The 26954-nt window shown below is 68.7% G+C and carries 23 protein-coding genes and 1 tRNA gene; 4 read left to right on the top strand and 20 right to left on the bottom strand.

Annotated features, from left to right (window positions below; translation table 11 throughout):
* Window positions 1-39: 39 nt before the first annotated feature.
* From J2Z79_RS08965 to J2Z79_RS08925, 9 genes are all read right to left on the bottom strand, one after another.
* The gene (locus J2Z79_RS08965) at window positions 40-2472 is read right to left on the bottom strand and encodes an alpha-mannosidase (RefSeq protein ID WP_245302481.1); all 2433 of its coding nucleotides are present in this window, start codon (window positions 2470-2472) and stop codon (window positions 40-42) included.
* On the bottom strand, window positions 2469-6005 hold the full coding sequence (locus J2Z79_RS08960; RefSeq protein WP_209466524.1) for a glycoside hydrolase family 38 N-terminal domain-containing protein: 3537 nt from the start codon (window positions 6003-6005) through the stop codon (window positions 2469-2471). The genes J2Z79_RS08965 and J2Z79_RS08960 overlap by 4 nt, the downstream gene beginning before the upstream one ends.
* A complete protein-coding gene (locus tag J2Z79_RS08955) occupies window positions 6002-6583 on the bottom strand; it encodes a D-sedoheptulose-7-phosphate isomerase (RefSeq protein ID WP_209466523.1) in 582 nt (193 codons plus the stop codon). The genes J2Z79_RS08960 and J2Z79_RS08955 overlap by 4 nt, the downstream gene beginning before the upstream one ends.
* Window positions 6576-7583 carry an ROK family protein gene (locus J2Z79_RS08950; RefSeq protein WP_209466522.1) on the bottom strand — a complete coding sequence of 336 codons (1008 nt, stop codon included), beginning with the start codon at window positions 7581-7583 and terminating at the stop codon, window positions 6576-6578. The genes J2Z79_RS08955 and J2Z79_RS08950 overlap by 8 nt, the downstream gene beginning before the upstream one ends.
* A 14-nt stretch (window positions 7584-7597) precedes the next feature.
* Entirely contained in the window at window positions 7598-8485 is an 888-nt protein-coding gene (locus tag J2Z79_RS08945) for a carbohydrate ABC transporter permease (protein ID WP_342589454.1), read from the bottom strand.
* Window positions 8486-8490: 5 nt separating this feature from the next.
* Complete coding sequence (locus tag J2Z79_RS08940; protein WP_209466521.1) at window positions 8491-9426, bottom strand: carbohydrate ABC transporter permease; 936 nt, start codon at window positions 9424-9426, stop codon at window positions 8491-8493.
* A 91-nt stretch (window positions 9427-9517) separates the two neighbouring features.
* On the bottom strand, window positions 9518-10867 hold the full coding sequence (locus J2Z79_RS08935) for an ABC transporter substrate-binding protein (RefSeq protein WP_209466520.1): 1350 nt from the start codon (window positions 10865-10867) through the stop codon (window positions 9518-9520).
* An 84-nt stretch (window positions 10868-10951) separates the two neighbouring features.
* Entirely contained in the window at window positions 10952-12175 is a 1224-nt protein-coding gene (locus J2Z79_RS08930; RefSeq protein ID WP_209466519.1) for an ROK family protein, read from the bottom strand.
* 206 nt (window positions 12176-12381) lie between these two features.
* Window positions 12382-13647, bottom strand: a complete 1266-nt coding sequence (locus J2Z79_RS08925) for an MFS transporter (RefSeq protein ID WP_209466518.1) — start codon at window positions 13645-13647, stop codon at window positions 12382-12384.
* Window positions 13648-13820: 173 nt separating this feature from the next.
* Between J2Z79_RS08925 and J2Z79_RS08920 the strand changes: the two genes are divergently transcribed.
* The 4 genes from J2Z79_RS08920 to J2Z79_RS08905 all read left to right on the top strand — a co-directional run bounded on the left by J2Z79_RS08920 (window position 13821) and on the right by J2Z79_RS08905 (window position 17985).
* On the top strand, window positions 13821-15272 hold the full coding sequence (locus J2Z79_RS08920) for a glycoside hydrolase family 32 protein (RefSeq protein WP_209466517.1): 1452 nt from the start codon (window positions 13821-13823) through the stop codon (window positions 15270-15272).
* 221 nt (window positions 15273-15493) lie between these two features.
* The gene (locus tag J2Z79_RS08915; protein WP_209466516.1) at window positions 15494-16018 is read left to right on the top strand and encodes a V4R domain-containing protein; all 525 of its coding nucleotides are present in this window, start codon (window positions 15494-15496) and stop codon (window positions 16016-16018) included.
* Window positions 16015-17208 (top strand): sensor domain-containing diguanylate cyclase, encoded by a 1194-nt coding sequence (locus J2Z79_RS08910; protein ID WP_209466515.1) that lies wholly within the window; start codon window positions 16015-16017, stop codon window positions 17206-17208. The genes J2Z79_RS08915 and J2Z79_RS08910 overlap by 4 nt, the downstream gene beginning before the upstream one ends.
* Window positions 17209-17301: 93 nt before the next feature.
* The gene (locus tag J2Z79_RS08905) at window positions 17302-17985 is read left to right on the top strand and encodes a DUF554 domain-containing protein (protein ID WP_209466514.1); all 684 of its coding nucleotides are present in this window, start codon (window positions 17302-17304) and stop codon (window positions 17983-17985) included.
* Window positions 17986-18035: 50 nt separating this feature from the next.
* Here the strand turns inward: J2Z79_RS08905 and J2Z79_RS08900 are convergent.
* The 11 genes from J2Z79_RS08900 to cysE all read right to left on the bottom strand — a co-directional run bounded on the left by J2Z79_RS08900 (window position 18036) and on the right by cysE (window position 26717).
* Window positions 18036-18111 (bottom strand) — tRNA-Thr (locus J2Z79_RS08900).
* A 77-nt stretch (window positions 18112-18188) separates the two neighbouring features.
* Entirely contained in the window at window positions 18189-18560 is a 372-nt protein-coding gene (locus J2Z79_RS08895) for a hypothetical protein (protein WP_209466513.1), read from the bottom strand.
* Window positions 18561-18637: 77 nt separating this feature from the next.
* Window positions 18638-19303: an RNA polymerase sporulation sigma factor SigH gene (sigH, locus tag J2Z79_RS08890; RefSeq protein ID WP_209466512.1), complete on the bottom strand. Its 666-nt coding sequence runs from the start codon at window positions 19301-19303 to the stop codon at window positions 18638-18640.
* Between the two features lie 319 nt (window positions 19304-19622).
* A complete protein-coding gene (locus tag J2Z79_RS08885; protein ID WP_209466511.1) occupies window positions 19623-20408 on the bottom strand; it encodes a VanW family protein in 786 nt (261 codons plus the stop codon).
* A gap of 86 nt (window positions 20409-20494) precedes the next feature.
* On the bottom strand, window positions 20495-21235 hold the full coding sequence (gene rlmB / locus J2Z79_RS08880) for a 23S rRNA (guanosine(2251)-2'-O)-methyltransferase RlmB (RefSeq protein ID WP_209466510.1): 741 nt from the start codon (window positions 21233-21235) through the stop codon (window positions 20495-20497).
* A 20-nt stretch (window positions 21236-21255) separates the two neighbouring features.
* Window positions 21256-21759 carry a dihydrofolate reductase gene (locus J2Z79_RS08875; protein ID WP_209466509.1) on the bottom strand — a complete coding sequence of 168 codons (504 nt, stop codon included), beginning with the start codon at window positions 21757-21759 and terminating at the stop codon, window positions 21256-21258.
* Window positions 21756-22607 (bottom strand): thymidylate synthase, encoded by an 852-nt coding sequence (locus J2Z79_RS08870; RefSeq protein ID WP_209466508.1) that lies wholly within the window; start codon window positions 22605-22607, stop codon window positions 21756-21758. Before J2Z79_RS08870 ends, J2Z79_RS08875 begins: the two co-directional genes overlap by 4 nt.
* Window positions 22608-22790: 183 nt before the next feature.
* The gene (locus tag J2Z79_RS08865; protein WP_209466507.1) at window positions 22791-24161 is read right to left on the bottom strand and encodes a TolB-like translocation protein; all 1371 of its coding nucleotides are present in this window, start codon (window positions 24159-24161) and stop codon (window positions 22791-22793) included.
* A gap of 81 nt (window positions 24162-24242) precedes the next feature.
* A complete protein-coding gene (locus J2Z79_RS08860) occupies window positions 24243-24635 on the bottom strand; it encodes a Mini-ribonuclease 3 (RefSeq protein ID WP_209466506.1) in 393 nt (130 codons plus the stop codon).
* Complete coding sequence (cysS, locus tag J2Z79_RS08855) at window positions 24632-26041, bottom strand: cysteine--tRNA ligase (protein WP_209466537.1); 1410 nt, start codon at window positions 26039-26041, stop codon at window positions 24632-24634. The genes J2Z79_RS08860 and cysS overlap by 4 nt, the downstream gene beginning before the upstream one ends.
* On the bottom strand, window positions 26028-26717 hold the full coding sequence (cysE, locus tag J2Z79_RS08850) for a serine O-acetyltransferase (protein ID WP_209466505.1): 690 nt from the start codon (window positions 26715-26717) through the stop codon (window positions 26028-26030). The genes cysS and cysE overlap by 14 nt, the downstream gene beginning before the upstream one ends.
* Window positions 26718-26954: the final 237 nt, after the last annotated feature.

Raw genomic sequence — 26954 nt, 5'->3', positions numbered from 1 at the left:
CCTCCCGTCCAGCCGGGCGAACGGCCGCCGGCGCCGCGCTCATTCCTCCGTCCACTCGAGCAGGTTGGTCTCCACCACCGGCTCCGCCGGGTCGGTCGGCACCCGGAAGGTCTTGATCTCGCACGGCCCGAACCGGGCCTCGATCTCCCGGCCCAGCAGCGGGATGCGGATGGTGGCACTGGTGGCGACCCGATCCGTCTCGTAGGCCCGCACGATCAGGTCGTCGCCCTCTTCGGCCTTCTTCACCACGCTGACGATCACGTTGGGCGCGTCGACGGAGAGGAACGACATGGCGGGCGGCAGCGGGCCGTCGTGATAGGTCTCCAGGAGCGCCACGGCGGGCTGGTTCAGCTCGGCCGCCCGGCGCACCGTGCCCGCCTCCTCCCAGCCGCCCTCGTGGGGCAGCAGCGAGTAGGTGAAGCGCTGGACGCCCTGGTCCATGTACGTGTAGACGCCGTCGGGCGTGGGCACGTACGGGTCGTGGTGCGCGTAGATCGGGCTGCGCAGCACCGTCAGGCTCAGCTCCTTCCCCGCCACGGAGAAGCTGTACTTCCCGTCGTTGAGCAGCGAGAGCCCGTAGATCCCATCGGTGCCCCGCACCACGCCGGAGAGGTCGAGCCAGCTCTGCCCGGGCTCCTCTTCCCCGTCCGTCGGCCGCTCGATGTGGCCGTAGGGAATCTCGTAGGTGGCCTTGGGGAAGTGCAGGTTGGTGGGGAAGCGGAGCTTCAGCACCTTGTGCTGCTCCCGCCAGTCGACCGTCACCGCGACGTCGATGTGCTCCAGCTCCCGGTAGAGGCTGAAGTCCTGGATCACCGTCGAGCTGCCCCAGGCGCTCTCCACCCGGATCGTGGCCTTCACCGGCCCGCGCTCGATCAGGCGGACCCGGGTCGCCGTGAAGGAGCCCACCTCGTCGTCGAACTTGAGCACGCCGTGGCTCCAGGTGTCGCTGGGGTCGTGGATCACCGCGGGCCGGGCGCCGCCGCCGGTGATGACGGCGAAGTCGGCCTTCTTGTCGTAGAGGTGCTTGATGTAGCCCGTCTCGGGGTCGATCTCCAGCCGGAAGCGGCCGTTCTCCAGCACCGTGTCGGTGGCGCTCACCTCGGGGAAGGGCAGCCCGGGCTCCTCCCGCAGCACGAAGCGGTAGGTGCGGTAGCCCAGGGCGGGCAGGTCGGCGACGAAGCTGACCCGCCGGCGCCAGCCGGTCACGGTGGCGTGGGAGCGCACGAACTGGAAGGGCACCTGGTTCCCCTGGTCGTCCAGCAGCACGTGCTCCTCCTTCAGGCCGCCGGTCTCCATCTCCACCAGCAGCTTCGCCGGCCAGGCGTGGGGGTTGAAGACGACCACCGGCTTGCTGCCCTCGACGTGGTCGATCTTCACCCGCCACGCCACCGACTGGATGGCGTGGTTCAGCGCCCGCGCCCCGATGGCCATCGCCTCGCCGTAGAGGTCGCGGGCGTCCTCGTAGGCCTCCTCCAGCGACGTGCCGGCCAGGATGTCGTGGAACTGGTTGAAGAGCACGGCTCGCCAAGCCCGCTCCATATCGGTCGGATAGGGCTGGCCGGTGAGCCGCTGGGCGAGGGCCGAGAACTTCTCCGCGGTGATCAGCAGGTTCTCCGCCTTGCGGTTCCAGCGCTTGATGCCGCTGTGGGCGGCGTAGCAGCCGCTGGCGTGGTGCTGCAGGTCGTCGTGCACCACCGGGATCGGCAGGCCGCGCTCCAGCTGCGCCGCGAAGAAGCGGTCGGGCGAGCTCATCACCAGCTCCGGGAAGTCCGCCTCCCCGTTCATGCGCCGGATGGAGTCCAGGTTGGCCTTCGTGGGGCCGCCGCCGTGGTTGCCCACCCCGTAGAAGCACATGATCTCGTTGAACGGCTCCTTCGCCTCGCCCTCGCACTTGCGCACGTGCTTCTCGATGTCGCCGCTCCAGGTGAGGTACTCGAACGGGATGCGGAAGGCCAGCACCCGGGAGCCGTCGTCCGACTCCCACCAGAAGAGCCGCCCCGGCAACCCCTTCTCGTGGGGCCCCGGCCGCATGAACGTGTAGTAGTCCATACCGCTCTTCTTCAGGATCTGCGGGAGGCTGCCCGCGTGGCCGAAGCTGTCGGGGTTGAAGCCGGTCCGGGCGATCACGCCGAAGCGGGAGCGGAAGTACCGCTGGCCGTACAGCCCCTGGCGCACGAAGGACTCGCCGCCCGGGATGTTGCAGTCGGGCTGAATCCACCAGCCGCCGACGATCACCCAACGGCCTTCCTGCACGCGGCGCCGGATCTCGGCGAACATCTCGGGGTCGTTCTCCTCCACGAAGGCGTAGAAGGCCGCGGAGGAGCCGGTAAAGATGAAGTCGTCGTACTCGTTCATGCGGTCCAGCACGGAGCGGAAGGTCGCCTTGACCTCCTGGAATCCCTCCTGCCACTTCCAGAGCCACACCGGATCGATGTGGGCGTTCCCGATCATGTGCAGCTTCGCCTGCTTCAAGGCTCGGCGCCTCCCTCGTTCGTTTCCTCCAGCTCAATACGCACCGTTGTGAGGCCCCACGCGGGGACCGGCACCGCCAGCGAACCGTCGGGCCCGGGCGCCAGTTCCGCCCGCTCCCGCTCCAGCAGATCGGTCAGCCAAGCCCGGGCGATGCGCCTCCCGGGGATGCGCACGTACGCCGTCCTGGCCCCTCCGGCGATCTCCTGCAGGCGCAGCACGTAGCCGCCTGCCCAGCGCGCCCGGGCGAAGGCGGTCAGCACCACCTGCTCGGGTCCCACCTCCGCCAGCCGGCCGCCCGAAGGATCTGCGTAGGGCGCGCGCACCGGACGGAAGTCCTGGAACGACATCCGCTGGGCGTAGAGCCCCTGGCGGGTCGTCCAGCCCAGGCGGTAGGCCCTGTCCCGGGGGATGGTCCGGCCGCTGGTCAGCCGGTAGCGGAAGGCGATCTCGCCGCCCTGCTCGGCCTTGTAGTTGGTGTGCCAGTAGTTGTTCATCACGTACGAGAAGACTTTCCCGCCGGTCAGGTCCATCTCCTTCGGCCACCGGCCGCGCACCACGGAGCCCACGGTGAAGAGCGGGATGTCCGGCGAGCAGATCTGGATCTCCGCCTCCTCGGTCGAGAGCAGGATGGAGGTCTGCAGCGGCAGCCACTCCTTGCAGCCGCCGGGCAGCTGATCCCGGTGCCAGTCCACCCAGCCCAGGTGGCCGTCAGACAGGACGGCGGCCCCGGCCAGCGCGGTGGGGAAGGCGACGTAGACCGCCTCCTTGGCGCGGCGGGCCTCCTTGCGGTACCGGTACGCCAGGTCGACCCACCTCGCCCGGTGGGGCAGGGTGACGGTGAGCGTGAGCTCGCCCGCCTCCACCTCGCCGGTGAGGACCAGGGCCTGTCCCAGCGCGTGCCGTTCGATCCGGCAGCCGGTGGGACGGAACCGGTCCAGCACCTCGGGGTCGCCGTCGGGCAGGTCGGCCTGGTTCGAGACCAGCCGGGTGCCCTCGCCGCCCCGGGCGTAAAGGAGCCGGCCGAGACCGCAGGGGTCCGCCGCGTCGACCAGTTCCCTCCCGAGCGCCTTGTCGAACCAGCTGGCGATCGCGCCCCTGGCTGTGTCGACCGACACGCGATAGAAGTCGTTCTCGAGCACGACAGGTTCGTCGAACCCCGTCGTGCCGGTCTCGACAGTCACGCTCCGCTCCACGGCCGGCGACTGCTCCCCTGCGGGAACGGCAGTCTCAGCCCGCCCGGCCTCCTCCGGCTCTCCGGCCTGCCGCCGCTGCAGCACCAGCCGCCTGTAGCTGAGGCCAGGCAGCGGCTCGATCCAGAGCTCCACCAGGGCCTGCGTGGCCAGCCGCCGCACCGTCCGCATGGGCACGGCCTCCCCGGTGGCCGGGTCCACCGGCACCTCGTCGGGCTCGATCTCCACCTGCACCGCGCCGCCGGCGGCGAAGCTGTGGGGGTTGTAGACCACGACCTCCCGGCCGTCGTTGTTCCAGTTGAGGCTGTGGCGGGTGGCGGCCGCGTGGAGGAGCCGCCGGGCCCAGTCCGCGGCGCCGCGCGCGAAGCCCTCCTTGACGGCCCACTGGTCCCGGGCCAGTACGGCGTCTGGCTCGGTGCAGCTGAGGAACGCGCCCCACGTGTGCTCGTCGTAGAGCAGCAACTGCCGCCAGGCCTCGTCGAACTGGTCCAGGGGGAAGGCCCAGCCGGGGGTGTGGATCGCCGCCAGCGCCTCCAGCCGCTCGGCCGCGGGCAGGCTCGCCTGGGCCTGGCGCACCTGGATCGTCTCGGCCGCGGAGCTCAGCGCGCCGTCCTCCCAGTAGGCGCCGCCGTCGCCCCGCACCGTGGGCAGCCGGTCGCCGAAGCGCCCGGCCACCTCATCGAAGAACTCGGCCACGTCGCAGGCGATCAGCCGCGGGTACGCGTACGTCTCGTTCCAGCGCTGCACGAAGTCGGCCGGCTGCGGGTCCAGGTCGGTGTTGTCGGCCTCCTGCCCGTAGAGGAGGACGGCGTCGGGCAGGTAATCCTCCCGCTCGTACTCCGCCAGCCACATCTCGAGCCCGCAGGCGGCGGCGTCGGGCACGGGCGGCGAACCGCAGACCTTGCGCAGCTCGCAGTACATCTTGGACAGCCAGACCAGCACCCGGCCCCCGGCGGCCCCCTCCCACCAGAAGGGGGAGCGCCGGTGCAGGTTTCCGTTCAGCCGGAAGGGGCCGCGGTCCTGGTTGTTGGCGTGCACCAGGTACCGGATGCCGGACCCGGCCAGGATCGTCGGCGCGGCGCCGGTGATCGAGGCCACGTCGACCACGGCGTTGAAGCGGGCGGCGATCCCCAGCGGCCGAAGCATCCGGTCGCTCGCCGCCTGGTTCCGGATCAGATCCTCCAGCCCGGCCAGGTGGGTGAGCAGGTCCACGTAGTTGCCGGCCACGCCGATCTTGCCCGCGCTGACCGCCCGGACGAGCTGCCGGATGCGCTCCGGGCTGCGCGTCTGCAGGTAGTGCTCCAGGGCCCACGTGGAGTCCAGGTGGTACGCAAACCGGGTCTGGCCCTCCGGCAGCGCGGCCAGGCGGTCGAGGGCGAAGTCGATGTTCCGGCACAGCCGCTCCGCCACCTCCCACTGCCGGTGGGTGTAGCCGATGTCGGTGTGGGCGTGGGGGGCCACGTAGACCCGCCACTTGCGCTTCCGGCGCATCCGCCCTTCCCGGGCCCAGCCGGGCCCCTCGAGCCGCCACTGCACCTCGCCCTGGCCGTCGAACAGGTCGAAGGGCAGGCGGATGTGGCCGAAGGGCCGCTCCGGCAACTGCAGGCGGTACTCCTCAACCCGTTCGCCCTCGCGCAGGGTCAGCAGGACTTCTCCGGCGGGGCAGGCCCCGGCCAGCTCGATCACCACCCAGCAGCGCTCCACCAGTTCGCCGGCGCGGTTCCGGCGCCAGAGCACGGTGGGCACCGCCGAGACCCGGTGCACCCCGCCGTCCGGCCGCGCCGGCAGCTGCAGGAGCTCCAGCCCCTGGTAGACGAAACCGGCCCCGTTGGCCATCCGGTCCAGCCGCTTGATGGCCTCGGGGCGGTCGACCCGCAGGACCTCCCCCTCGTCCCGGGCGGTCAGTACCAGCTGGTTGGCGCCGCGCCGGAGCAGCTCCGCCGGCAGCACCACCTCGGCGACGCCCTCGGCGTAGATGGTGGTGTGCAGACCGGCGTGCAGCCGGATCTCGCCGGACCGGGCCGGCTCCGGCTGCAGGTAGACGGTACCGGCCACGCCGTTCACCGCCACCTCCAGGTGGGCCAGCCGCGGGGCGATGGCAAGATGGCAGAGCCGCAGGAGGTAGGCACCCTGCGGCTCATCGGGGAGGGCAAACTGGATGACATAGGGATAAGGGCGGTAACCCCCGTCGGGGTCGGCCTCGCTGGGGTGGAAGAGCGGCCACCGGCGGGTGCCGGCCGGGGCCGCGGCGTCCCAGACCACGGATCCCGTCAGGTCGGGCCGCCGGTAGTTGTCCACCAGGTCGGCCGGACCGATCTGCCAGAGGCGCTTTCCTTGGCTCACCCGTCCTGCCTCCCGGCGAGCGCCCAGTCGTCGATGCGCTCGCAGATCATGTGGATCATGAGGATGTGCATCTCCTGGATGCGGGCGGTAGTCCCCGACGGCACCACCAGGGCGTGGTCGGCGACCGGCGCCACCCGGCCACCCGAGCCGCCGGTGAGCGCTACGGTCACCGCCCCCTGCCGCCGGGCGGCCTCAAGGCCGCGCAGCACGTTCTCGGAGTTGCCGGAGGTGGTAATGCCCACCACCACGTCACCGGGGCGCACCAGCCCCTCCACCTGCCTGGCGAAGAGGTCGGCGAAGTCGTAGTCGTTCCCGATGCAGGTCACCGCAGAGGGGTCGGTGGTCAGGGCCACCGCAGGCAGCGGCCGCCGCTCGCGCCGGTAGCGGCCCACGAGCTCGGCGGTGAAGTGCTGTGCGTCGGCGGCGCTGCCCCCGTTGCCGAAGGCGTAGATCCGCCCGCCCTGCTCCAGGGCGCGGCAGATGACCTGCGCCACATCCTCCACCTGCGGCAGGAGCGACTCCATCTGGAGGGCGACGGACAGGTGCTCGGCCAGGTAGCTGCGCAATTGCTCAGACATGCGTCTCCACCTCCGTCCGGGCCTCCAGACGCTCCAGCACCACCGCTGCAGCACCGAGGATGCCCACGTCGTTGCCCAGCTCCGCCGGCACGATCTCCACCGCGCTGGCCAGCGGCCGCATGGCGCGCGCCAGGGCGATGCGCCGCACCGGAACGAAGAGCAGGTCGCCGTAATTGGTGATTCCCCCGCCCAGCACGATGCGCTGGGGGTTGAAAATGTTGATTACGTTGGCCAGGCCCGCTCCCAGGATCTCCATGGTCTCGTCCCAGATGCGCCGCGCCAGCGCATCCCCGCGCAGCAGCGCCTCCTTGACGGTCTCGCCCGAGATCGCGTCAGGCGAACCCGCCAGGTCCGTGAGCAGCGAGGACTCGCCGGCCTCCACCGCCTCGCGCGCCCGGGCGGCGATGCTGGTGCCCGAGGCGTACGCCTCGAGGCAGCCGCGGCCGCCGCAGTTGCAGGGGCGCCCGTTCACGTTGAGCGACATGTGTCCGATCTCGCCGGCGTTGCCGTTCTCGCCCGAGTAGAGGCGGCCGCCGAAGATGAGGCCCCCGCCGATGCCGGTGGAGATCGTCAGGTAGACCATGTTGCGCACGCCGCGCCCCGCCCCGAATCGGTGCTCGCCCAGGGCGGCGGCGTTGGCGTCGTTGTCGAGGTAGACGGGCCTGCCGAAGGCCTCTTCGAGGGTCTGCACCAGCGGAACATCCAGCCACCCCGGCAGGTTGGGCGGGTTCATGACGCGGCCGCGCTTGATGTCCAGCGGGCCGCCGCATCCCACCCCGCAGGCGAGCACCTGCTCCCAGGTGATGCCCGCCTTGCGCACCACCGTCCGGCAGAGCTCCTGCACCCGGGCGATCACCATGTCGGGGCCCTGGTTCGCCTGCGTGGGTATGCGCTCCTGGGCAACCACCCGACCGTCCCGCGTCACCACCCCGACCGCAAGCTTCGTTCCACCGATGTCTATGCCAAGTAGATAATCGGATCCCTTGTCGCCGGAGCGCATGCGCAGCCTCCTCTTCAGCCCTTCACGCCACCCGAGATGGCCGCGCCTTCCACGAAGTACCGCTGGAAGGCCGAGAACAGGACGATGATGGGGAGCATCACGATGATCGAGGCGGCCATGAGGTGCTGCCATTCGGTCTGCGAGCTCGACTTGAACATCGCCAGGCCGACCTGGACGGTGTACAGCTTCGGGTCGCTGATGTACAGGACCGGGCCGACGTAGGCGTTCCAGGCGCCCTCGAAGCTCATCAGGGCGACCGTGGCCAGCGAGGCCTTGGAGAGCGGCATGATTACCCGGGAGTAGATCCAGAACTCGTTGGCCCCGTCAATGCGAGCCGCCTCGCAGAGCTCCTCGGGGATGCCCATGAACATCTGGCGGAGCAGGAAGATGAAGAAGGGCGTTCCGAAGAACTTGGGCACCACCAGGGGCAGGTAGCTGCCCACCCAGCCCATCTTCGAGAAGAGGACGTACTGGGGGATCATCGTGACCATGCCGGGGATCATCATCGTGGAGAGCATCACGCCAAACAGCAGGTTCCGCCCCGGGAAGCGCAGGCGGGCGAACCCGTAGGCCACCAGGGAGCTGCTGAGCGTCTCGCCGATCACGCAGGCGGCGCTGTAGAGGGCCGTGTTGATGGTGTACCGGGTGAACGGCACCGAGGTCCAGGCCTCGATGAAGTTCCGCCACACCGGCGGCCGGGGAATCCAGGTCGCCAGAGCCACCTGGTCGTCAGGCTTCAGGGCCGTGGAGAGCATCCACAGGGCCGGGAAGAGGATGAAGGCGCTGACCGCGCCGAGGATGAGCATTGCCACCGTCTTCCAGGCGATGGTGTAGATGAGATGCCGCCGGCGGCTGCGCAGCAGCTCGGGTGTCAACTGGGGCGATGTCGAACTGGTGGCCACGGCGACTACCTCCTCTCACCCTCGTAGTAGACCCAGCGGTTCGAACCCCAGAACTGAATGGCCGCCAGGATCAGCGTGATGACGAACATCACCCAGGCCATGGCCGACGCATAGCCCATCTTCAGGTCGCGGAAGGCGGTGTTCCAGATGTACAGGCCGTTGAACAGCGTCGAGTTGGAGGGGCTGCCCGGCGGGTTGGTCACGATCAGGGCCGCCTCCCAGTACTGCATGGCGCCGTTGATGCCGGTGATCAACTTGAAGAAGATCGTGGAGGAGAGCATCGGCAGCGTGACGTTCAGGAACTGGCGCCAGCCTGAGGCCCCGTCGATCTGCGCCGCTTCGTAGAGCTGCTTCGGGATCGCCTGGAGGCCGGCCAGGTAGAGCAGGATGCCGCCCGTGGCGCTCCAGGCCGACATGACGATCAGGGCCGGCTTCGACCACTTCGGGCTGGCGAACCAGAGCGGCGGGCTGTCCACCCCGATGGACCGCAGGAGGTTGTTCATCAGGCCGTCCTGGGGGTTGAAGACCCAGACCCACAGCATCAGCACCGCAACACCGGTGAGGACCTTGGGCAGGTAGAAGATGGTCCGCCACATCTTCTGGAGCGGTACGTTCTGGAAGAGCATGACGGCGGAGACCACGCCCACCATGATGTTGATCGGCACCGAGAAGACCGTGAAGTACAGGGTGTTCCCCATGGACTTCCAGTAGAACGGGTCATTGAAGAACATCTTCTTGTAGTTGGCCAGGCCGATCCAGTCGAACTTCGAGGTCACGTTGTAGTTGGTGAAGCTGGCGTAGAGCGAGAAGAGCATCGGTCCTGCGATGAACACCACGAAGCCGATTGCCCAGGGCAGGATGAACAGGTATCCGGTCAGCGCCTCGCGCGCCCTGGCTGTCCACTGGAAGCGCGCACGCTTGGGCCTGGCTGCCGCTGCCATTCTGTGGTGTCACCTCCCTGAGTATGGAATGCGCACCTACGGAACGCCCCGGGGGGAGCCTGGCCCCCCGGGGCTTCGCCTCCGCGAACTGCTAGTTGCCCGCGAGGTTCTCCGCGACGACGTCCTCGATCTGGGACTGGGCCTGGTCCAGCGCTGCCTTGGGGCTCATGCTGCCCATCAAGGCCTCGTCGATGGCCGGGTTGAGGAAGTCCATGAAGTTGGTGGCGGTCATCGGCACGGGGATCAGGCCGGTGTACTTCATGTTGTCGGCCGCCCGCTTGAACTCAGGCGTGGTGATGGTCTCGACGGCCTTGGTGTACGCCGGGAAGTCGTTCTGCTCCTGGGCCCAGATCACGGCGGCCTCCTGGGTCCAGTACTTGGCGAACTCGAAGGCCTGCTGCGGGTGCTTGGAGCCCACGGGCAGCTCCACCGCGAAGCCGCCGGAGTAGGAGGCGTTCTGGTGCTGCTTGCCGTCGGGCGTCGGGACGGGGATCACGCCATACTCCAGGTTGGGGGCGTTGGTCTTGATCTCCTTCTCGAAAGTTGCGGTCTCGACCACCATGCCGATCTTGCCCTGGATGAACGCGTGCTGCGGGCCGGTGCCGAAGCTGCCCTTGAAGCTGGCGAACACGTCGTAGCCGTACCGGTCGGTCCACTTCTTGATCCACTCGAGGACCTCGACGTTCTTCGCGGCGTTGATGGTCGGCTTCTCGTCGTTCTCGAACAGCAGGCTGCCGGCGTTCCAGACCCAGCCCTGGAAGCCGAAGTTGCCCATCAGCGGGTGGAAGCCCATCTGGACGAGCTTGCTGCCCTCCCACTTATCGAGCTTGTCGGCGAAGTTCCAGAGGTCATCCCAGGTCACAGGAGCCTTCTCGGGGTCGAGCCCGGCCTCGCGGAACAGCTCCTTGTTGTAGTACAGGAACTTGGTCTCGCCGACCCAGGGCAGGGCGTAGATCTTGCCGTCATCGGTGGTGACGGCATCCCAGAAGTTCGGGTAGTACAGGTCCTTGACGCTGGCGGCGCCCAGGGCGCTCAGCTCCATCGCCTGGCCGTTCTCGCCGCGCTGGATGGAGGTGAAGATGTCGGGCGACACGACCATGTCGGGCGGGTTGCCGCCGGCCACGGAGGCCAGGTACTTGGTGTTCATCTCACCGAAGGGCACGAAGGTGTACTTCACCTGGATGTCAGGATGCTCGGCGTTCCACTTGTCGACGATCTTGTTGATGGTCGGCATGCGGGTCTCCGAAGACCACCAGCCCCAGAACTCGAGCGTCACCGGCTGGGAAGACGGCGGGGTCTGGGTCTGCTGGCCCCCCTGGGCGGGCTGCTGCGTCGCGGGCGGAGTGGTGCTTCCGCCCTTGCCGCCGCCACCGCAGCCGGCCAGCAGCGTGGCGGCGAGCACGGAAGACAGGAAAACAGCGGTAACCTTGCGTCCGATCATGCCCATGCGAACCTCCTCAGCGTGTAATGCGGGCCTCTATCGCCTGGGGACCGTGTGAGCCTCGGCCCAACGAACTCCCCACGCTCACGATGGAAAGAGATTGACCGGTCCCCGGAAGAGCCGGGCCAGGATCAGCGATGCCGCCCCTCGCACCAGAAAGTCATCCCCGAGGCCGGAGCGCACGATGCGCACCTGGTTGGAGAGCACCGGAAAAGCTCTCGCCCTGCCCAGCTGCAGCGCACGTTCGAGGACGATGGGACTGCGCTGGGCCAGCCGGCCCGCCAGGACGATCAGTTCGGGGTTATACATGTTCACCGTGTTGGCGACGGCGATGCCCAGCATGCGGCCGCACTCGTCCAGCAGGTCCGCGGCGAGCTTGTCGCCGGCCTCGGCGGCAGCCAGGATGTGCTCCGTGCCGATGCCGGACTCGGCCAGGTCCGCCAGCTGGCTGTTCACGCCCCTGCGGATCAGCTCGGCCGCCTTCCGGCCCAGGGCGAAACCGGAGGCCAGCGCCTCCAGGCAGCCGTGGTTGCCGCAGCTGCAGCGCGGCCCGTCCAGATCCAGCGTCCCGTGGCCGATCTCGCCGGCCCCGCCCTTGCCGCGGTAGAGCTGACCGCCGATCACGATACCGGCACCGATGCCGTCATCCACGATGATCAGGATCAGGTTGCGCACCGCCTTGCCGGCGCCGAACCAGACCTCGCCCGCTGCGGCGGCGTTTCCGTCCTTCTCCAGCATCACCGGCAGCCCGGTGGCCTCCTCCAGCAGCTGCCGCAGCGGCACGTTCTGCCAGCCCACCATGTTGGGCGGCGTCAGCAGCACGCCCGACTCGGCGTCCAGGGGACCCGGGGCGGCCACACCCAGCCCCTCCACCTTCTCAGCGGAGACGCCGGCGGCGGCGAGGACCTCGCGCACACCCTCTGCGATGCGGGCGACCGCCTCGTCCGGGGAGGTGCGCGGACACTTGGGCTTCTGCACCCGGCCCACCAGGTTGCCCGCCAGGTCGAACAGACCGATGACGAGCTTGGCGCTCTGGAGCTCGCAGCCCAACACGTACCGGGCGGTTGGGTTCAGCGTCAGCAGTACGGGCTTCCGCCCGCCGCTGGAGGTGCCGAGGCCGACCTCCTTCACGAGGTCGTCGGCGATCAGGTCGGCCACTGCGTTGGTCACCGTGGTGAAGTTCAGACCGGTGACCCGCCTGACCTCGGCCCGGGAGACAGGTCCCTGGCGCCGGATCACGTCCAGCACGAGCGAGCGGTTCAGTTGGCGGATCAAGTCGCTGTTCCCGGTCACCACCCGGCGGGTCACCTTGCGGTTCCACCTTTCTTTATCAGAACATGTAAGTTGCGCGATTCCTGGCAGCTGGGACCCCCGGAGGGCGGGAAAACCCCGCTCATTCGGGTCAACTTAGTCTATGTGCTAGAGTAATTGGCCGCGCACTGGGGGTTTTCCTGCTGACTTCCCGGGCCAAATCGCGTTTTTCTCATCCTCGAGTAGGAAACGGCACGAAAGCACTAGTCCGCGGGAAGGATCTGGCGCATCTGCCGTACCAGCGCGGGCTCTACCCGCACGGTCCAGAGGAGGCTCAGGAGGCCTGAGAGGAGGGCCGACCCGATGAAGAGCGGGACCAGGTGCTCTCCGGCCAGACGCCCGGCCAGGACGGGCGTGAGGAAGCCGGTCAGGCCTGCTGCGGCGGCGAAGAAGGCGAAGTACGAGGCGCGGTCCTGCCGCGGCGCCAGCTGCATGTTCAGGGTCTGGTTGGCGAGCCCCATCCCGGCGGAGGCGGAGCCGTGCACCAGGTGGCCGACGACCAGGGGGGCGAGCCCGAGCGGGGCGCCGAGCAGGTAGAGCAAAGGCACGAGTGCCAGCATCAGGGTGAGGATGCCGATGGCCCTGGTCTGCCCCACGCGGTCCTGCCAGCGCCCCCAGAGCGGCGCCGTCACGATCGAGGAGATCGAGGCCAGCGTGGCCAGCCAGGAGACGGTGGTGAACGAGAGCCCCAGGTACGAGAGCAGCGCCAGGGAGTAGAACGGGGTGGCGAGGCCCTGTGCGAAGCCCCACGCGGCGAAGAACCAGGTGGCGGTGAGGTGCGGCCCCGGGCGGGTGAGCGGGATGCGGACCGACTGCCAGAAGGAGTGGCTGCCGCGGCTGTCGCCCTGGGGAAGCTCCGGGTGGCGGAGCCACCAGTAGAGGTTGGCCAGGGCCGCGGCCAGCGCCACGACGTAGAGTGCGGTAAAGCCCGGAGCGCCCGGCCAGCGGTCGAGGATGCTGCCGAAGAGGAGCACGGCCAGCATCGAGACGAGGGCCGACCACGAGTTGCGCTGGGCGAAGAACCGCCCCCTCACCTCCACAGGCACAAGGTCGGACATGTACCCGTTCCAGACCACGGTGGACGGAGCCATCGCGATCCAGGCGAGGGCCTGGAGGGTCACGAAGACATAGAGGGCAGCGGGCCTGGGCAGAAGCCACAGCGCAGCCAGGCCGGCGAGGGCGCCGCCCACCCGCTGGATGCCCGAGAAGAGCGCCAGGAAGTCGCGCCGGCGCGCCAGCCCGGCGACCAGCGGTGCGACGAACAGCTGCATCATCGTGGCGAGGGAAGAGAGCGCCCCGAGGATCCCGAGCACGAACCCGCCCGCCCCCAGGTGCAGGGCCATGCCGGTGAGGAAGTTCCCGCCCAGCGCGCTCGACCAGATTGAGAAGGTACAGCCCTCCACCGTCGATGCCACCATGCCGCGTCGAGCCCGGTCATCCAGCGGGCCCGTTTGATCCGGTTCAGCCATTGCAGATCCTCCCTTGTGTTCCGAGCATCTCTTTGCTACAGTTGATATCCAAGTTCGCACGGTTCCGGTACAAACGGTTTCCAGGGGTCCCAGGGGGCTTGCGCGGCTGACCACTACAAGCGTATATGGTTGTGGGATGCATTATATGCCTATTTGAGGAGGATGACGAGCCCTTGGATGATCCGGTTAGTCGCCCGGTCGACGCCGTTCACCTGCGGCCCACAGACCGGAGCGCCAACGCCTGGTTCGGAGATCCCGTTCCGTTCTACTGGGAGGGGACGTATCACCTGTTCTACGTGTGGGACCAGGGGCACCTCGTGCTGCCCCGCGTCTGCCACAAGTGGGGCCACTTCGCCTCGCGCGACCTCGTGCACTGGACGGAGTACCCCATGGCCATCGAACCCGGCGAGGAGGCCTCCTGCGGTACCGGCTCGGTGTTCCACCAGGACGGGACGTTCCACATGTACTACCTCGGCCGCTACTTCACCACCAACGGGGTGATGCACGAGACCCTCTGCCACGCCACCAGCACCGACCTGGTGCATTGGACGAAGGATCCCGCCAACCCGATCTCGCGGCCGGACCTGAGCCGGTACGCCGCCACCGACTGGCGAGACGGTTTTCCGTTCTGGAACGAGGAGGCGCAGGAGTACTGGATGCTCGTTACCGCCTCCCTGAAGGACGGGCCCGAGCCGTTCCGGGGCGCGATCGCGCTGCTGGCTTCCAAGGACCTCCGCTCATGGGAGGTGCGGGACCCGTACTGGGCGCCGCACCTGACCCGGCACCTGGAATGCCCCGATCTCTTCGAGTGGAACGGCTGGTGGTACCTGCTCTTCTCCGGAGGCCATAACTCCACCCACGGCACGCTCTACCGCCGGGCCCGCAGCCTGAACGGCCCCTGGGAGACGCCCCGGGTGGAGACCTTCGACGGCCCGTTCTTCTACGCCGCCAAGACGGCGGGCGACGGGCGGCGGCGCATGCTCTTCGGCTGGCTGGGCACCCGCGCGGGCGACGCGGACTCCGGCTGGCCCCAGTGGGGCGGCCACGGGCTGGCCCGCGAGCTGGTGCAGGACCCGGCTGACGGCAGCCTGTGGGTCAAGTGCCCGCCGGAGCGGCTGCAGATGGGCGTCCCCGCGCCGGCGCCGCAGTTCACCCCCCGCCTGGGCGAATGGCGTGACGAGGACGGCAGGCTGGTGGCCGCTTCGCCCGGGCTGGCCTACGCCACCGCCGACCTGCCGGGCAACCGGCTGATCCGGTTCCGCTTCCGGCCCGAGGGGCGGGCCCGGCGCTTCGGCGCCCTGCTGCGCACCGACCCCGCGCTCACCGGCGGTTACCGCCTGACCATCGACCCCGAGGGGCAGCGGTTCACGCTGAGCAGCTACGGGCCGGAGGGGCAGCCCCGGCTGCAGGCCGTGGACCGTCCGCTGCCCTGCACGCCCGACCAGGAGTTTGCGGTGACGCTCTTCATCTCGGGCTCGATTCTCGAGGTCTTCGTCAACGACCGCGCCGCGCTGGCCGTGCGCGTCTACGACCACCGCGGGCCGTCCTTCGGCCTCTTCGTCGACGAGGGGCGGGGCGCGTTTACGGATGTCGTGGTGCGCACCCTCCCCGCCGATCCGTGGTAACCCCTGGCAGTTCCGACCCGAGGTGACCTCGTACACCACCGACCCCCTCGACCCGTCCGGCGGGCGTCCGGACCACCGACGTGAAAGCAGGCACCCCCGCGATCGTTCGGGGGTGCCTCTTCTTCCTGTGCAACTCTTTGCAGCGAACCATGTCTGGCCAGTGTAAAATAAAGAGTGACAGGTACCGTTCGCAGTGGCTCGCGTCAGCGAGGAGGATGGCCATGCGGAATGGGAACGGCCGATTCGCCTGGGATGCGATAGGGGACATCGCGCTGGGACGCCCGAACCTGGGGCCCACGGTCCGCCTCGAGATGTACCGGCTCCTGCAGTTCAGCCTCCGGAGCGTCCTCGAGGCCGATCTCGGCACCGAGGCGACCAACCGGATCCTCCGGGAGGCGGGGCGCCTGGCCGGCCGGGCGTTCGCCGAACGCTTCCTGGGGCCCATGACCGCCATGCCCGAGTACGTGCGCAACCTGCAGGCCAGGCTGCGGGAGTATGGCATCGGCATCATGCGCATGGAGGAGGCCGACGCCGAGGCCGGCCGCTTCGTGCTGACCATCGAGGAGGACATGGACTGCTCGGGCCTGCCCGAGATGGACACGGAGGTCTGCCAGTTCGTCGAGGGTTTCATCGCCGGTGCGCTCGAGTTCTCCACGGGCCGCGCGTTCCGCGTGACCGAGGTCGACTGTTGGTGCACGGGCGGGCGCATCTGCCGCTTCGTGGCTGAGGCGGTGACGGAGTTGTGAGCGCGCCGGACTCCCGCCTGGACAGCGCGGTCGCGGCCCTGCAGCGCCTGCTCACCGATCCTCAGGCCAGCGCCCTGCCGCCGGAGGAACTGCAAGGCCACGCCGCCTTCGCGGCCCTCTACCGGGAGCTGGCGGCCATCCGCGGCCACCTGATCCGCATCTGCCGCGGCGACCTGAGCCAGACGATCCGGGAGCGCGGGGTCCTGAGCGGCCATCTCAAGTCCCTGCAGGCCAAGCTGCGCCACCTCACGCGGCAGACGCAGAGGATCGCCGCCGGCGACTTCACGCAGCGGGTGGAGTTCCTCGGCGAGTTCTCGGCCGCGTTCAACGCCATGGCCGAGGCCCTGGCCCGCACCACCGCCGAGCTCGAGCGCAGCGAGGCCCAGTACCGGCTCCTCGCGGAGCACGTGGCAGACGTGATCGTCACCCTCGACCGCGCCGGCCGCTTCGTGTACGTGAGCCCCTCCGTGTGCCGGCTGACCGGCCACACCCCGGACCAGCTGGTCGGTCGCCCCCTCGCGGAGGTGACCGACGTCGGGGCGGCCCCGCGGCCGGACACGGTGATCGAGCTGGTCATCCGCTGCCGGGACGGCTCCGCCCGGTGGGCGGAGATGAGCACCGCGGCCCTGCCGGCCGACTCCGGCGACGGGGCGGTACGCATCTGCGTGCTGCGGGACATCACCGAACGGAAGCGGCTGGAGGCGAACCTGCAGCAGATGGCGACCACCGACGAGCTGACCGGGGCCTTCAACCGGCGCTTCTTCGTGCAGCTCTGCCAGCGGGAGCTGGTGGAGGCCGCACGCCGCTCCAGCCCCACCTCGCTGCTGCTGATGGACATCGACCACTTCAAGCGGATCAACGACCGGTTCGGGCACGCCGCCGGCGACGAGGTGCTGCGCCAGGTGGCTGTGACGGGCCGGCAGATCCTGCGGGCCGAGGACTCCTTCGCCCGCATCGGCGGCGACGAGTTCGCCGTGCTCCTGCCCGGGACGACGGCAGCCCAGGCGGTGCGGGTGGGCGAGGAGCTGGCCGTTCAGCTCACGGCCAGCTTCGGCGTGGCCCAGTGGCGGCCGGAGCACACCAGCGTCGAGGGCCTGCTCCACCGGGCCGACTGTGCGCTCTACGCCGCCAAGCGGGCCGGGCGAAACCGCGTGGAGAGCGACGCCTCCTGTGAGGAGAAGGAGGAGTAACCCTGTGCCATCTCCCGCGCCATCCGTGCAGGAAAGATGGACAAAAGGCCGAACATTTACGCTGGTAAAGGGGAAAAGCGGGAGGCTGTTGACGTGATCGGACTGGGCACCCTTGCGAACGTGGGAGCCGTGATCGTGGGTGGCGCGCTGGGGAGCCTGGTCATCCCACAGGTGCCGGAAGCCGTGCGCAAGGGCACCATGCAGGCCCTGGGCCTTGCGGTGATCCTCATCGGGCTGAAGATGGCGTGGGAGACCGAGAACGTGCTGCTGCTGGTCGTCTCGCTGGCGGTGGGCACCATGATCGGCGAGCTGCTGCGCATCGAGGACCGGCTGCAGGCGTGGGCGCAGAGGCTGGAGCGCTGGCCCATCACCCAGCGGGGGAGCTTCGCCAAGGGGTTCGTGCAGGCCTCGCTGCTCTTCTGCACCGGCGCGATGGCCATCACCGGGGCGCTGGAGGACGGGCTGAACGGCAACCCGGCGATCCTGTACGCCAAGTCGATCCTCGACGGCGTCGCGTCGATCATGTTCGGCTCCGTCATGGGCATCGGGGTGATGTTCGCGGCGATCCCCGTGGGGATCTACCAGGGGCTGATGACCCTGGGGGCGTCGGCGATCAGCGGGGTGCTGACCCCGGCGATGATCCGGGAGATCAGCGCCACCGGCGGGATCATGGTCGCGGCCATCGGGCTGAACCTGGTGGGCGCGACGGAGATCCGCATCGGGAACCTGCTGCCCGGGCTGGTGGTGATCGCGGTGCTCGCGGGACTGGTTCTGTAAATGCGAAGGGGCTCCGGAGGGCGTTTGCCCCCGGAGCCCGGGTATGTTTCTGGAGCTGGCGACAGGAATCGAACCTGCAACCGCCTGATTACAAATCAGGTGCTCTGCCAGTTGAGCTACGCCAGCGAATCGAGGCAGCGACTATCATATCACATTCCCCGGCCAGATTCAAATGTGTAAGGAGGGCCGGTGCCCTCCGGTGCCTAGGCGCAGCCGCACTTCTGCTTGCGGCGGTCGATGGGCAGTACGGGTATCTGCTGCGGCGGGGTGTTCACCGTGGCCACGCAGGGCACGCCTCCCGGTCCCGGCACGAAGAAGGACTTCGGGCACGTGACCAGGTTGAAGGCCTGGCCCTTCGTGCGGAAGGTGACGGGGGTGCAGTCCACGGTGACCTCGCCGATGGGTATCGCGCGGCGCCTGCGGTGGTGCCGGTCGTGATCGTGGCAGCCGCAGTCATCCCAGTCGTCCCAGTCGTGATCGTGCCAGTGGTGATCGTGCCGGTCGTGGTCGTGCCGGTCGCGTCCGCCGGCGCAGCCGCAGTCCCGGTCTGAGACGTCGTCGTTCCACCAGCCCATGCTCTCCCTCCTTCCCCCTTCCAGCCTATGACAGACGCGCGGCCGTTGACATAAAGAAAAAGGCCGCTGCCGGCGGCCTAGTCATGTCCCCTATCCATCCCCTGATTCCGGTTCTCCAGGTACCGTTCCAGCTTGCGCTTCACCCGCTGCAGGGCGTTGTCGATGGACTTCACGTGCCGGTGCAGCTCCACGGCGATCTCGTGGTACGACTTCCCGTCGAGGTAGCTCATCAGCACCTTCCACTCGAGGTCACTGAGGATCTCCTCCATCTTGCCCTCGATGTCGCCGAACTCCTCCCGGCTGATGATCAGCTCCTCCGGGTCGGTCACCTTGGAGCCCGAGATCACGTCGAGGAGGGTCCGGTCGGAGTCGTCGTCGTAGATCGGCTTGTTCAGCGACACATAAGAGTTGAGGGGAATGTGCTTCTGACGGGTCGCCGTCTTGATGGCGGTGATGATCTGGCGGGTGATGCACAGCTCCGCGAAAGCGCGAAACGAGGAGAGCTTGTCCGAGCGGAAGTCGCGGATGGCCTTGTACAGGCCGATCATGCCCTCCTGCGTGATGTCGTCGCGGTCGGCCCCTATGAGAAAGTAGGAGCGAGCCTTTGCCCGCACGAAGTTCTTATATTTGTTGATGAGGAATTCCAGCGCCTCCGTCGACCCCTCACGGGCAAACTCCACAATGTCTTCATCCAACATGGAGTCGTAGTCGGGGAAGACATCGCGCTGCGGTGTCGCCGTCATGAGCCGTCCCCCTCTCAATTCAATCCTTCAACAGATGTAGACTACGTATAAGTACGGCGACTACCCGTCCTGAGGCTGTCGCAACCGTCGTGTTGCGGATTGGAAGAGCGGCCCGAATTACGCCTTGTCCCTCTGCGGCAATCCTAATGTGGATTATACTCGCTGGCGCGAGATACCGTCAAGGCAACAGGCCCGCGTAACCGTAATCCGGCAGCGAAAATCGCCCCGCCTGAGCAGGGATTTCGACGGCGGTGTCGAAATATGTGTGTCGCCTTATTAGCGTCATGTCGGGTGGCCGGAGCAACCGGCCACCCGACTTCTATTCGCCCGTTCCCACCAGCACCTTTCCGGCCCGGGGCGGGTAGCGGTCGTGCGAGACCAGCTCCCGGCGTGCGCCCGGCCCGGCGCCGAAGACGCGGTAGATGCGCACCTCCAGGCCGGGCTGCCCCTCGTCCACCACCACCCGGCGGCCGCGGGGCAGCCCCGGGTCGGGCACCTCCGTCAGGTCGGGCGGCAGGAAGCGGACGTGCTCCTCCTCGATGGCGATGGGCTCCCCCTCCACGGGTCGGAGGGTGAGGAGCGCCACCTCCAGGTGTGCGGGCTCGCCCGGCACGAGGCGCACCGCGAGCCGCACGGGCACGGCCAGGCTGTTGCGGAAGCGGAAGTCCAGGAGGCCCCACACCACCGTGGCGTCCCGGCCGGGGTCGATGTACTGCAGAGGCCGGTCGTGGTGGTAGCGCTCCCGGATCTCGAGCCCGCCCAGCAGCGCGGCGTTGTACAGGGTCGAGGTCACCTGGCAGATGCCGCCGCCGTAGCCCAGCACGTACTCCCCCTGGTAGATCTCGTTGGCTTGGGCCCAGCCGTGCGCCGCATCCCGGGGGCCCACCACATCGTTGAAAGAGAAGATCTCGCCTGGCTGCAGCACACGCCCGTCGATCTTGGCGGCGGCGAGGGCGATGTTGTGCACGCGCCCCGGCTCCGCGCTGACGATCGGGGTGCTGAACCGCGCGAGAAGGAACTCCAGCCCCTCCGGCGGCCGGTCCGGGGCGCCATGCGCCCAGGCCGTGATCCGAAGGGGACAGGTGGCGAGCAAGGCAAGAAGCAACAGGGCGCAGGCCAGCCGGCCGGCCGCGGCTTGGGCGGAGCTGTGGCAGAGTCCGGTGTGGCGGCGGATGGAAGCGCCCCCCTTCGCTATCCCGTGCTGCTGCGCTGCCGGCGGATCTCGTAGACGAGGATGGCCCCGGCCACGGCGGCGTTCAGCGAGGTGACGTGGCCGAGCATCGGGAGCCGCACGACGAAGTCGCACTTCTCCCGGACCAGCCGGCTCATGCCCTTGCCCTCGCTGCCGATCACCACCGCGAGCGGGCCCGTCAGCCGGGCCTCGTAGTAGAGCTCCCGGCCGTCCTGATGGGTGCCGACGACCCAGTAGCCCCGCTCCTTGAGGGTGTCCAGCGTGCGGGCGATATTGGTCACCCGGGCCACGGGCACGTACTCCACCGCACCCGCCGACACCTTGGCCACGGTCTCGGTCAGCCCCACGGCCCGGCGCTCGGGGATGATCACGCCGTGCACGCCGGCCGCGTCTGCCGTGCGCAGGAGCGAGCCCAGGTTCTGCGGATCCTCGATCCCGTCCAGCACCAGCAGCAGCGGATCCTCACCGGAGGCCGCGGCCCGGGCCAGCAGGTCGTCCAGGTCGTGGTAGCGGTGGGCTGCGGCGAGGGCGATCACGCCCTGGTGGTTCCGCCCCTGCGCCATGGCATCCAGCCGCTCCCGGTCGACCTCCTGCACGACCACCCCCCGCTCGCGGGCGAGGGCCACGACCTGCCGGATCGACCCCTCACGGGCGCCCCTGGCCACCAGGAGCCTGTTGAGCGCGCGGCCTGCCCGCAGGGCCTCCAGCACCGGGTTCCGTCCTTCGATCTGTCCAGACACGGGTTCAGTCTCCTTCGCCTTCAGTCTGCCCGCACCGGCCTTCCCTGATGTGCAGCGCGCCGGTACCGCTCGATCACGAAGTCGTACGGGTTCTCGTCGTCCCGCGGATGGGGGGTGGCCTCCACCAGCTCCCACTCCGACGCCTCCCAGGCGGGAAAGAAGGTGTCGCCCTGGAATTCGTGGTCGATGCGGGTGAGGATCATCTCGTCCGCGTGGGGCAGGAACTGCCTGTAGAGTTCGGCCCCGCCGATCACGAAGAGCGGCCGCGGGTCCGCCAGCACCTCCGCCACGGAGTGGCGCACCTCGCAGCCCGGGGCCCGGAAGCTCCTGTCGCGGGTGAGCACGATGTTGGTGCGTCCCTTCAGCGGCCCGCCGATCGACTCGTAGGTCCTGCGGCCCATCACGACCACGTGGCCCATCGTGGTGCGCCGGAAGTGGCGCATCTCGGCGGGGAGGCGCCAGGGCATCCGCCCGTCCCGGCCGATCACCCGGTTGCGGTCCATCGCCGCGATAAGGATGATCATGTCGACATCTCCCCGCGAATCGCCGGATGGTGCCGGTAGTTCACCAGCTGGATGTCGTCCATGGTGAACTGGTCGATCTCCCGCACCTCGGGGTTGAGCCAGAGCTGCGGGAGGGGATAGGGCTCCCGTGCGATCTGCAGCCGCACCTGGTCCACCAGGTTGCGGTAGATGTGCACGTCGTTCAGGTAATGCGTGAAGGTCCCCGGCTGCAGCCCCGTGACCTGCGCCACCATGTGCAGGAGCAGGGCGTAGCTGGCGATGTTGAACGGCACCCCCAGGAAGAGGTCGGCGCTCCGCTGCCACAGCGCCAGGTGGAGCTTGCCGTCCTTCACGTGGAACTGGAAGGGGCCGTGGCACGGCGGAAGCGCCATCGCCTCCAGGTCCGCCACGTTCCACGGGTTGACGATCAGGCGCCGGGCGTTGGGATTGGGCCGCTCGGGGTCCGCCGCGATCTGTCGGATCTGGTCGATCACCCAGGCGATCTGGTCGTACGTCCGGCCGTTCGCGCCCTCCCACGCCCGCCACTGCTTGCCGTAGATCGGCCCCAGCACGCCGCCGTTCCGGGCGGCGTCCTTGTCCCAGATGTGGCAGCCCCGCTCGTGCAGGAACTCCAGGTCCGTCCGGCCCGCCAGGAACCAGAGCAGCTCGGCCTTGACGGAGTTGAAGAAGAGCTTCTTCGTCGTCAACGCCGGGAAGCCCTCGGCCATATCGTGCTTGAGCATCCGGCCGAACACGCCCACCGTGCCCGTGCCCGTCCGGTTCGGCGTCCAGCGACCCTCGGCGATCTCGGTCTGGTTCTCGTCGAGAATCTCGCGGCAGAGATTCAAGTATTGGATCTCGATATTCACGCGCCGAACCTCCCGCGGATGAGAACTTCTGTTTATTATTCCATCCCCCCGGCCCCGCCCCTGCCCGTGCATTCGCCGAATCGGACGCCGGGACCGGCTGAGGACAGCGGCACCCCCTGGATTCAGGGGGTGCGAGTGGTGCGGAAAGACGCGGCGCACGGGCCGTCGACGAAGCAAGACGGCCTAGTGGCAGCTGTCCTGGTAGGCCACGAACAGCTCCTCCCCTGCCAGCCCCACCGACAGCGTCCGCAGGGGCGCACAGGTCTGGAGATCGGCGAGCGAGCGGAGAACGGTCCCGGTGGCGACGTCGATCACCTGCCCACCGCCCATCACCAGGTGGCGGGAGTCCGGGGCCCAGACGGGCGCCCACTGCGGGTGGAGCATCTCGTCGCTGAGGGCCACGGCCGGGGTGGCAGGGTCATCGGTGGCGAAGATCCCCATCCGGTCGAAGTCGATCACCCACCGGCCATCGGGCGACTCCAGCTGCAGGGGCCCAGTGGGCTGACTGAGCTCCCCGGTCTCCAGGTTCAGGGTCCAGGCCGGCGTCCAGTTGGGGCCGCTCTCGGTGATCGCCAGAACGTCATTCGCGGCCCTCCGCCAGAGCAGCTGGGTCACGTCGCCGGACTGGGCAACGGTCGCCAACTCCCGCGTCGACCCCTGCGCCAGGTCGACCAGAACCGCCTGTTGTGAACCCAGCAGAAGCAGTGCAGCATCGCCCTTGGGTGAGACCGTCCCCTGGATCACGGAACCCGGCAGGGTGATCTCTTTCAGGACCTCCCCCTGGCGGTCGACGCGCCGCAGCGTGTGACCGTCGGCGATGAGCAGGTCGCCGCCACGCAGGAGCCTGGCCCATGTGCCTTCCTGGGTGTAGGCTACCGGGCGAACCTCTCCCGCCTCGAACAGGAAGTAGATCGTGCCCGCCCTCCCGAGCACGCTCCCCGCCGGGTCCGAGTCGACAATGGTGGCGATGTCGGCGGGAAACCCGTCGATCGGCAGGCCGTCGACGGCCCCGACGAGCCGATAGGCACCGCCGTGACACGGGAGACGCAGGCTCAGAGGAGGGTTCCGGTCGGGCAGCAACTCCCTGCCCGCTGCGTCCTTCACCCCCGCCATGGAGAGCTCAGCGCTGGAGCAGCCTGCCTGCAGTGTGAGCAGCGCCTCCTGGTCGCCGGACCATTCGAGGGTGTACGGGGTGTTGAAGACGGACTCAGCCACCCGTGCCTCCACGGAGCCGCGGTCGACGGGGCCGCTGAACTGGATGCGGATCTGCTTGGAGAAGGCGCTCACCCGGGCCGGCGCCTTGACCCAAGGGTACTCCACCAGGGAGATGGAGCTGGAAACGCTGACGGCAGCGCTCTCCCCGCCGGCTCCTCCCGCGGTGGTCCCCCCGCCGTCTGACCCGGTGTCGCTGCTGTCCCCGGCCTGTGCCGGTTCGCTCCCCACGGTCCCGCCCGGGCCCGTGGTCTCCCCCTGCGCACGCCCGCCGGAGGAGCACCCCACGGCCAGCACGCAGACCAAAGACAGTGCGGTCAACAGCCATCGCCTCGGAAGCATAGACCTTGCGTCCTCCTTAAAGAAGTCCCGTACTTCCTAGACGATGTTCAAGGGAAACGAGTTACACTGCGTGCACGAGCCTTAATGCTGCTCCTCCACGTGCGCCGCGGCAGCCTGGAGCAGCTGCTGGAGCCGCTCCTCCCGGCCGGCCAGGTGCAGGTAGCCCAGCAAGGCCTCGAAGCCGGTGGAGGCGGCGTACTCCGCCGCGTCGGCCGACTTCGGGGCCGCATGCCCCTTGGCGTTCCGGCCCCGGCGCACGACGTCCTGCTCCTCCTCGGTCAGCGCGGGCAGCAGGTGCTGCAGGATCCCGGCCTGGGCGGTGGCCCGGACGTAGCGCAGGGCCTGGCGGTGCAGGTCGTTCACCCGCACGTGTCCCAGGTCCAGCAGCCGCTCCCGCACGAAGGCCTCGTAGAGCGCATCGCCCAGGTAGGCCAGCGTGAGCGGCGGCAGCTCCAGCGGGTTGCTCAGCCTCATACCCGCTTCCACCTCACGCCCTGCGGGGTGTCCTCCAGCACGATGCCTATCGCCTTGAGCTGGTCGCGGATCCGGTCGGCCTCGGCGAAGTTCCGGGCCTTCCGGGCCTCCTGCCGGGCCGCGATCAGGGCCTCCACCTCCGCGTCGAGGTCCTGGGCCGCCCTCTCACGCTGCAGCAGCCCCAGCACCCCGGCCAGCTCCTTCAACAGGGCCAGCCCGCCCTCGGCGAGGACCCGGGAGGCGCCGGGAGCCACCCGGCTGTTCAGCTCGCGGCTGAGGTCGAAGAGCACGGCGATGCCCTCGGCCGTGTTGAAGTCGTCGTCCATGGCTGCGATGAACCGCTCCCGGGCGGTGGCCAGCTCGGCCAGCACCGCCGCCTCCTGCTCGGTGAGCTCCGCGTTCGGCGCGGTGCGCGCCAGGTGCTCGAGGTTGGCCACGGTGTTGTAGAGGCGCTCCAGCGCCCGCCGGGTGTCGTCGACCAGCTGGTCGCTGAAGTTGAGCTGCGTGCGGTAGTGGGCCGAGAGCAGGAACATACGGATCACTTCGCCGTCGAAGTGCTTCAGGATGTCGCGCACGGTGAAGAAGTTGCCCAGCGACTTGGACATCTTCGCCCCGTCGATCATCAGGTGCGCGTTGTGCATCCAGTAGCGGGCGAAGGGCCTGCCCGTCACGGCCTCCGACTGGGCGATCTCGTTTTCGTGGTGGGGGAAGGCCAGGTCCTCGCCGCCGGCGTGGATGTCGATGGTGTCGCCCAGGAACTTCCGGGCCATCGCGGAGCACTCGATGTGCCAGCCGGGCCGGCCGGCCCCCCACGGCGCGGGCCAGGCCGGCTCACCCGGCTTCTGGCCCTTCCACAGGGCGAAGTCGAACGGGTGCTCCTTACGGTCGTCCGGGTCGACCCGCTCCGACGCGCCGGCGACAAGATCCTCCAGGTTCTTGTGCGACAGCTTCCCGTAATCGGATTTTGTCGTGACCCGGTAGTAGACGTCGCCGCCCTCGACCACGTAGGCGTGGCCGCTGTCGATCAACTGCTGGATCATGTCGATCTGCTCGTCGATCAGCTCGGTCGCACGGGGGTGGACGTCCGCCGGGCGCACGCCCAGGGCCCCGGCGTCCTCGAAGTAGGCGGCGATCATCTCGTCGGCCAGCGCGCGCACGGTGATGCCCCTCTCCTGGGCGCGCTTGATCATCTTGTCGTCCACGTCGGTGAAGTTCTGCACGAAGGTCACCTGGTAGCCCCGGTACTCCAGGTAGCGCCGCACCGTGTCAAACACGACGAAGTTGCGGGCGTTGCCGATGTGGAAGTAGTCGTAGACGGTCGGGCCACAGTTGTAGAACCGGACCTTGCCGGGCTCGAGGGGGACGAACTCTTCCTTCTGCCTGGTCAGATCGTTATAGATGCGAATGCCCATGGGTCAGACCCTCCTGTGCTCTGCGCAGCGCCCGATTCTCCTCCTCCAGCCGCTCGATCCGCTGGGTGAGCCTGTCGATCTGCCGCTGCATCTGGTCAAACATGTTGGCGATGGGGTCAGGCATGTGGATCATGTCGAGCTGGTCCGTGCGAACGCCGTTCTGCACGACGACCCGGCCCGGGTTACCGACCACCGTCGAGTTGGGCGGCACCTCGCGCAGCACCACCGCGCCGGCGCCGATCCGGCTGTTGGCGCCGACCCTGAAGGAGCCCAGGATGCGCGCCCCGTTGCCGATCACCACGCCGCTCTCGATGGTCGGGTGCCGCTTGCCCTTTTCCTTCCCCGTGCCGCCCAGGGTGACGCCCTGGTAGATGGTGACGTTGTCGCCGATCTCCGCCGTCTCGCCGATGACGACTCCGCTGCCGTGGTCGATGAAGACCCCCTGTCCAATGACGGCGCCGGGGTGGATCTCGATCTGCGTAAAGAAGCGGGAGATCTGCGAGATCACCCGGGCCAGGAGCTTGAAGTTCCGCTTCCAGAGCCAGTGCGCCACGCGGTGCGCCCAGATGGCCTTCAAGCCGGGGTAGCAGAGCAGCACCTCCAGGACCGAGCGCGCAGCGGGATCCCGCTCCAGCACGACCTGAATGTCACGCCGAATCTGGCTCAACATCTCGCTTCCCTCCCCCTGACAGACGAAAGACCCGCCTCTGTCATCCCAGAGGCGAGTCAGTGCCCGCGGTTCCACTCTGATTGGGCGCACAAGCCGCGCCCCGCTCTTCGGGGTGCCATCACACCCTGTGCCCGCTAACGGTGGCCTTCCGTGGGCGCCTAGCGGCCGCAGGCATCGCCCGCGCCCGTTCGGGCCCCGGCTCCCGGGCGCATTTTCCCTGCGCTCGCCCGACCTCCG

The sequence above is a fragment of the Symbiobacterium terraclitae genome, from assembly GCF_017874315.1.
GTDB classification, from domain to species: Bacteria; Bacillota; Sulfobacillia; order Symbiobacteriales; family Symbiobacteriaceae; genus Symbiobacterium; species Symbiobacterium terraclitae.
This window is presented reverse-complemented; position numbering and strand designations above follow the sequence as displayed.

What these genes read in the sequence shown, in the direction of transcription:
- J2Z79_RS08955 (WP_209466523.1), bottom strand. Translation starts at nt 6,583, where the DNA reads ATGTCTGAGCAATTGCGCAGCTACCTGGCCGAGCACCTGTCCGTCGCC.
- J2Z79_RS08950 (WP_209466522.1), bottom strand. Translation starts at nt 7,583, where the DNA reads ATGCGCTCCGGCGACAAGGGATCCGATTATCTACTTGGCATAGACATC.
- J2Z79_RS08940 (WP_209466521.1), bottom strand. Translation starts at nt 9,426, where the DNA reads ATGGCAGCGGCAGCCAGGCCCAAGCGTGCGCGCTTCCAGTGGACAGCC.
- J2Z79_RS08935 (WP_209466520.1), bottom strand. Translation starts at nt 10,867, where the DNA reads ATGATCGGACGCAAGGTTACCGCTGTTTTCCTGTCTTCCGTGCTCGCC.
- J2Z79_RS08925 (WP_209466518.1), bottom strand. Translation starts at nt 13,647, where the DNA reads ATGGCTGAACCGGATCAAACGGGCCCGCTGGATGACCGGGCTCGACGC.
- J2Z79_RS08915 (WP_209466516.1), top strand. Translation starts at nt 15,494, where the DNA reads ATGCGGAATGGGAACGGCCGATTCGCCTGGGATGCGATAGGGGACATC.
- J2Z79_RS08895 (WP_209466513.1), bottom strand. Translation starts at nt 18,560, where the DNA reads ATGGGCTGGTGGAACGACGACGTCTCAGACCGGGACTGCGGCTGCGCC.
- sigH (WP_209466512.1), bottom strand. Translation starts at nt 19,303, where the DNA reads ATGACGGCGACACCGCAGCGCGATGTCTTCCCCGACTACGACTCCATG.
- J2Z79_RS08875 (WP_209466509.1), bottom strand. Translation starts at nt 21,759, where the DNA reads ATGATCATCCTTATCGCGGCGATGGACCGCAACCGGGTGATCGGCCGG.
- J2Z79_RS08865 (WP_209466507.1), bottom strand. Translation starts at nt 24,161, where the DNA reads ATGCTTCCGAGGCGATGGCTGTTGACCGCACTGTCTTTGGTCTGCGTG.
- J2Z79_RS08860 (WP_209466506.1), bottom strand. Translation starts at nt 24,635, where the DNA reads ATGAGGCTGAGCAACCCGCTGGAGCTGCCGCCGCTCACGCTGGCCTAC.
- cysE (WP_209466505.1), bottom strand. Translation starts at nt 26,717, where the DNA reads ATGTTGAGCCAGATTCGGCGTGACATTCAGGTCGTGCTGGAGCGGGAT.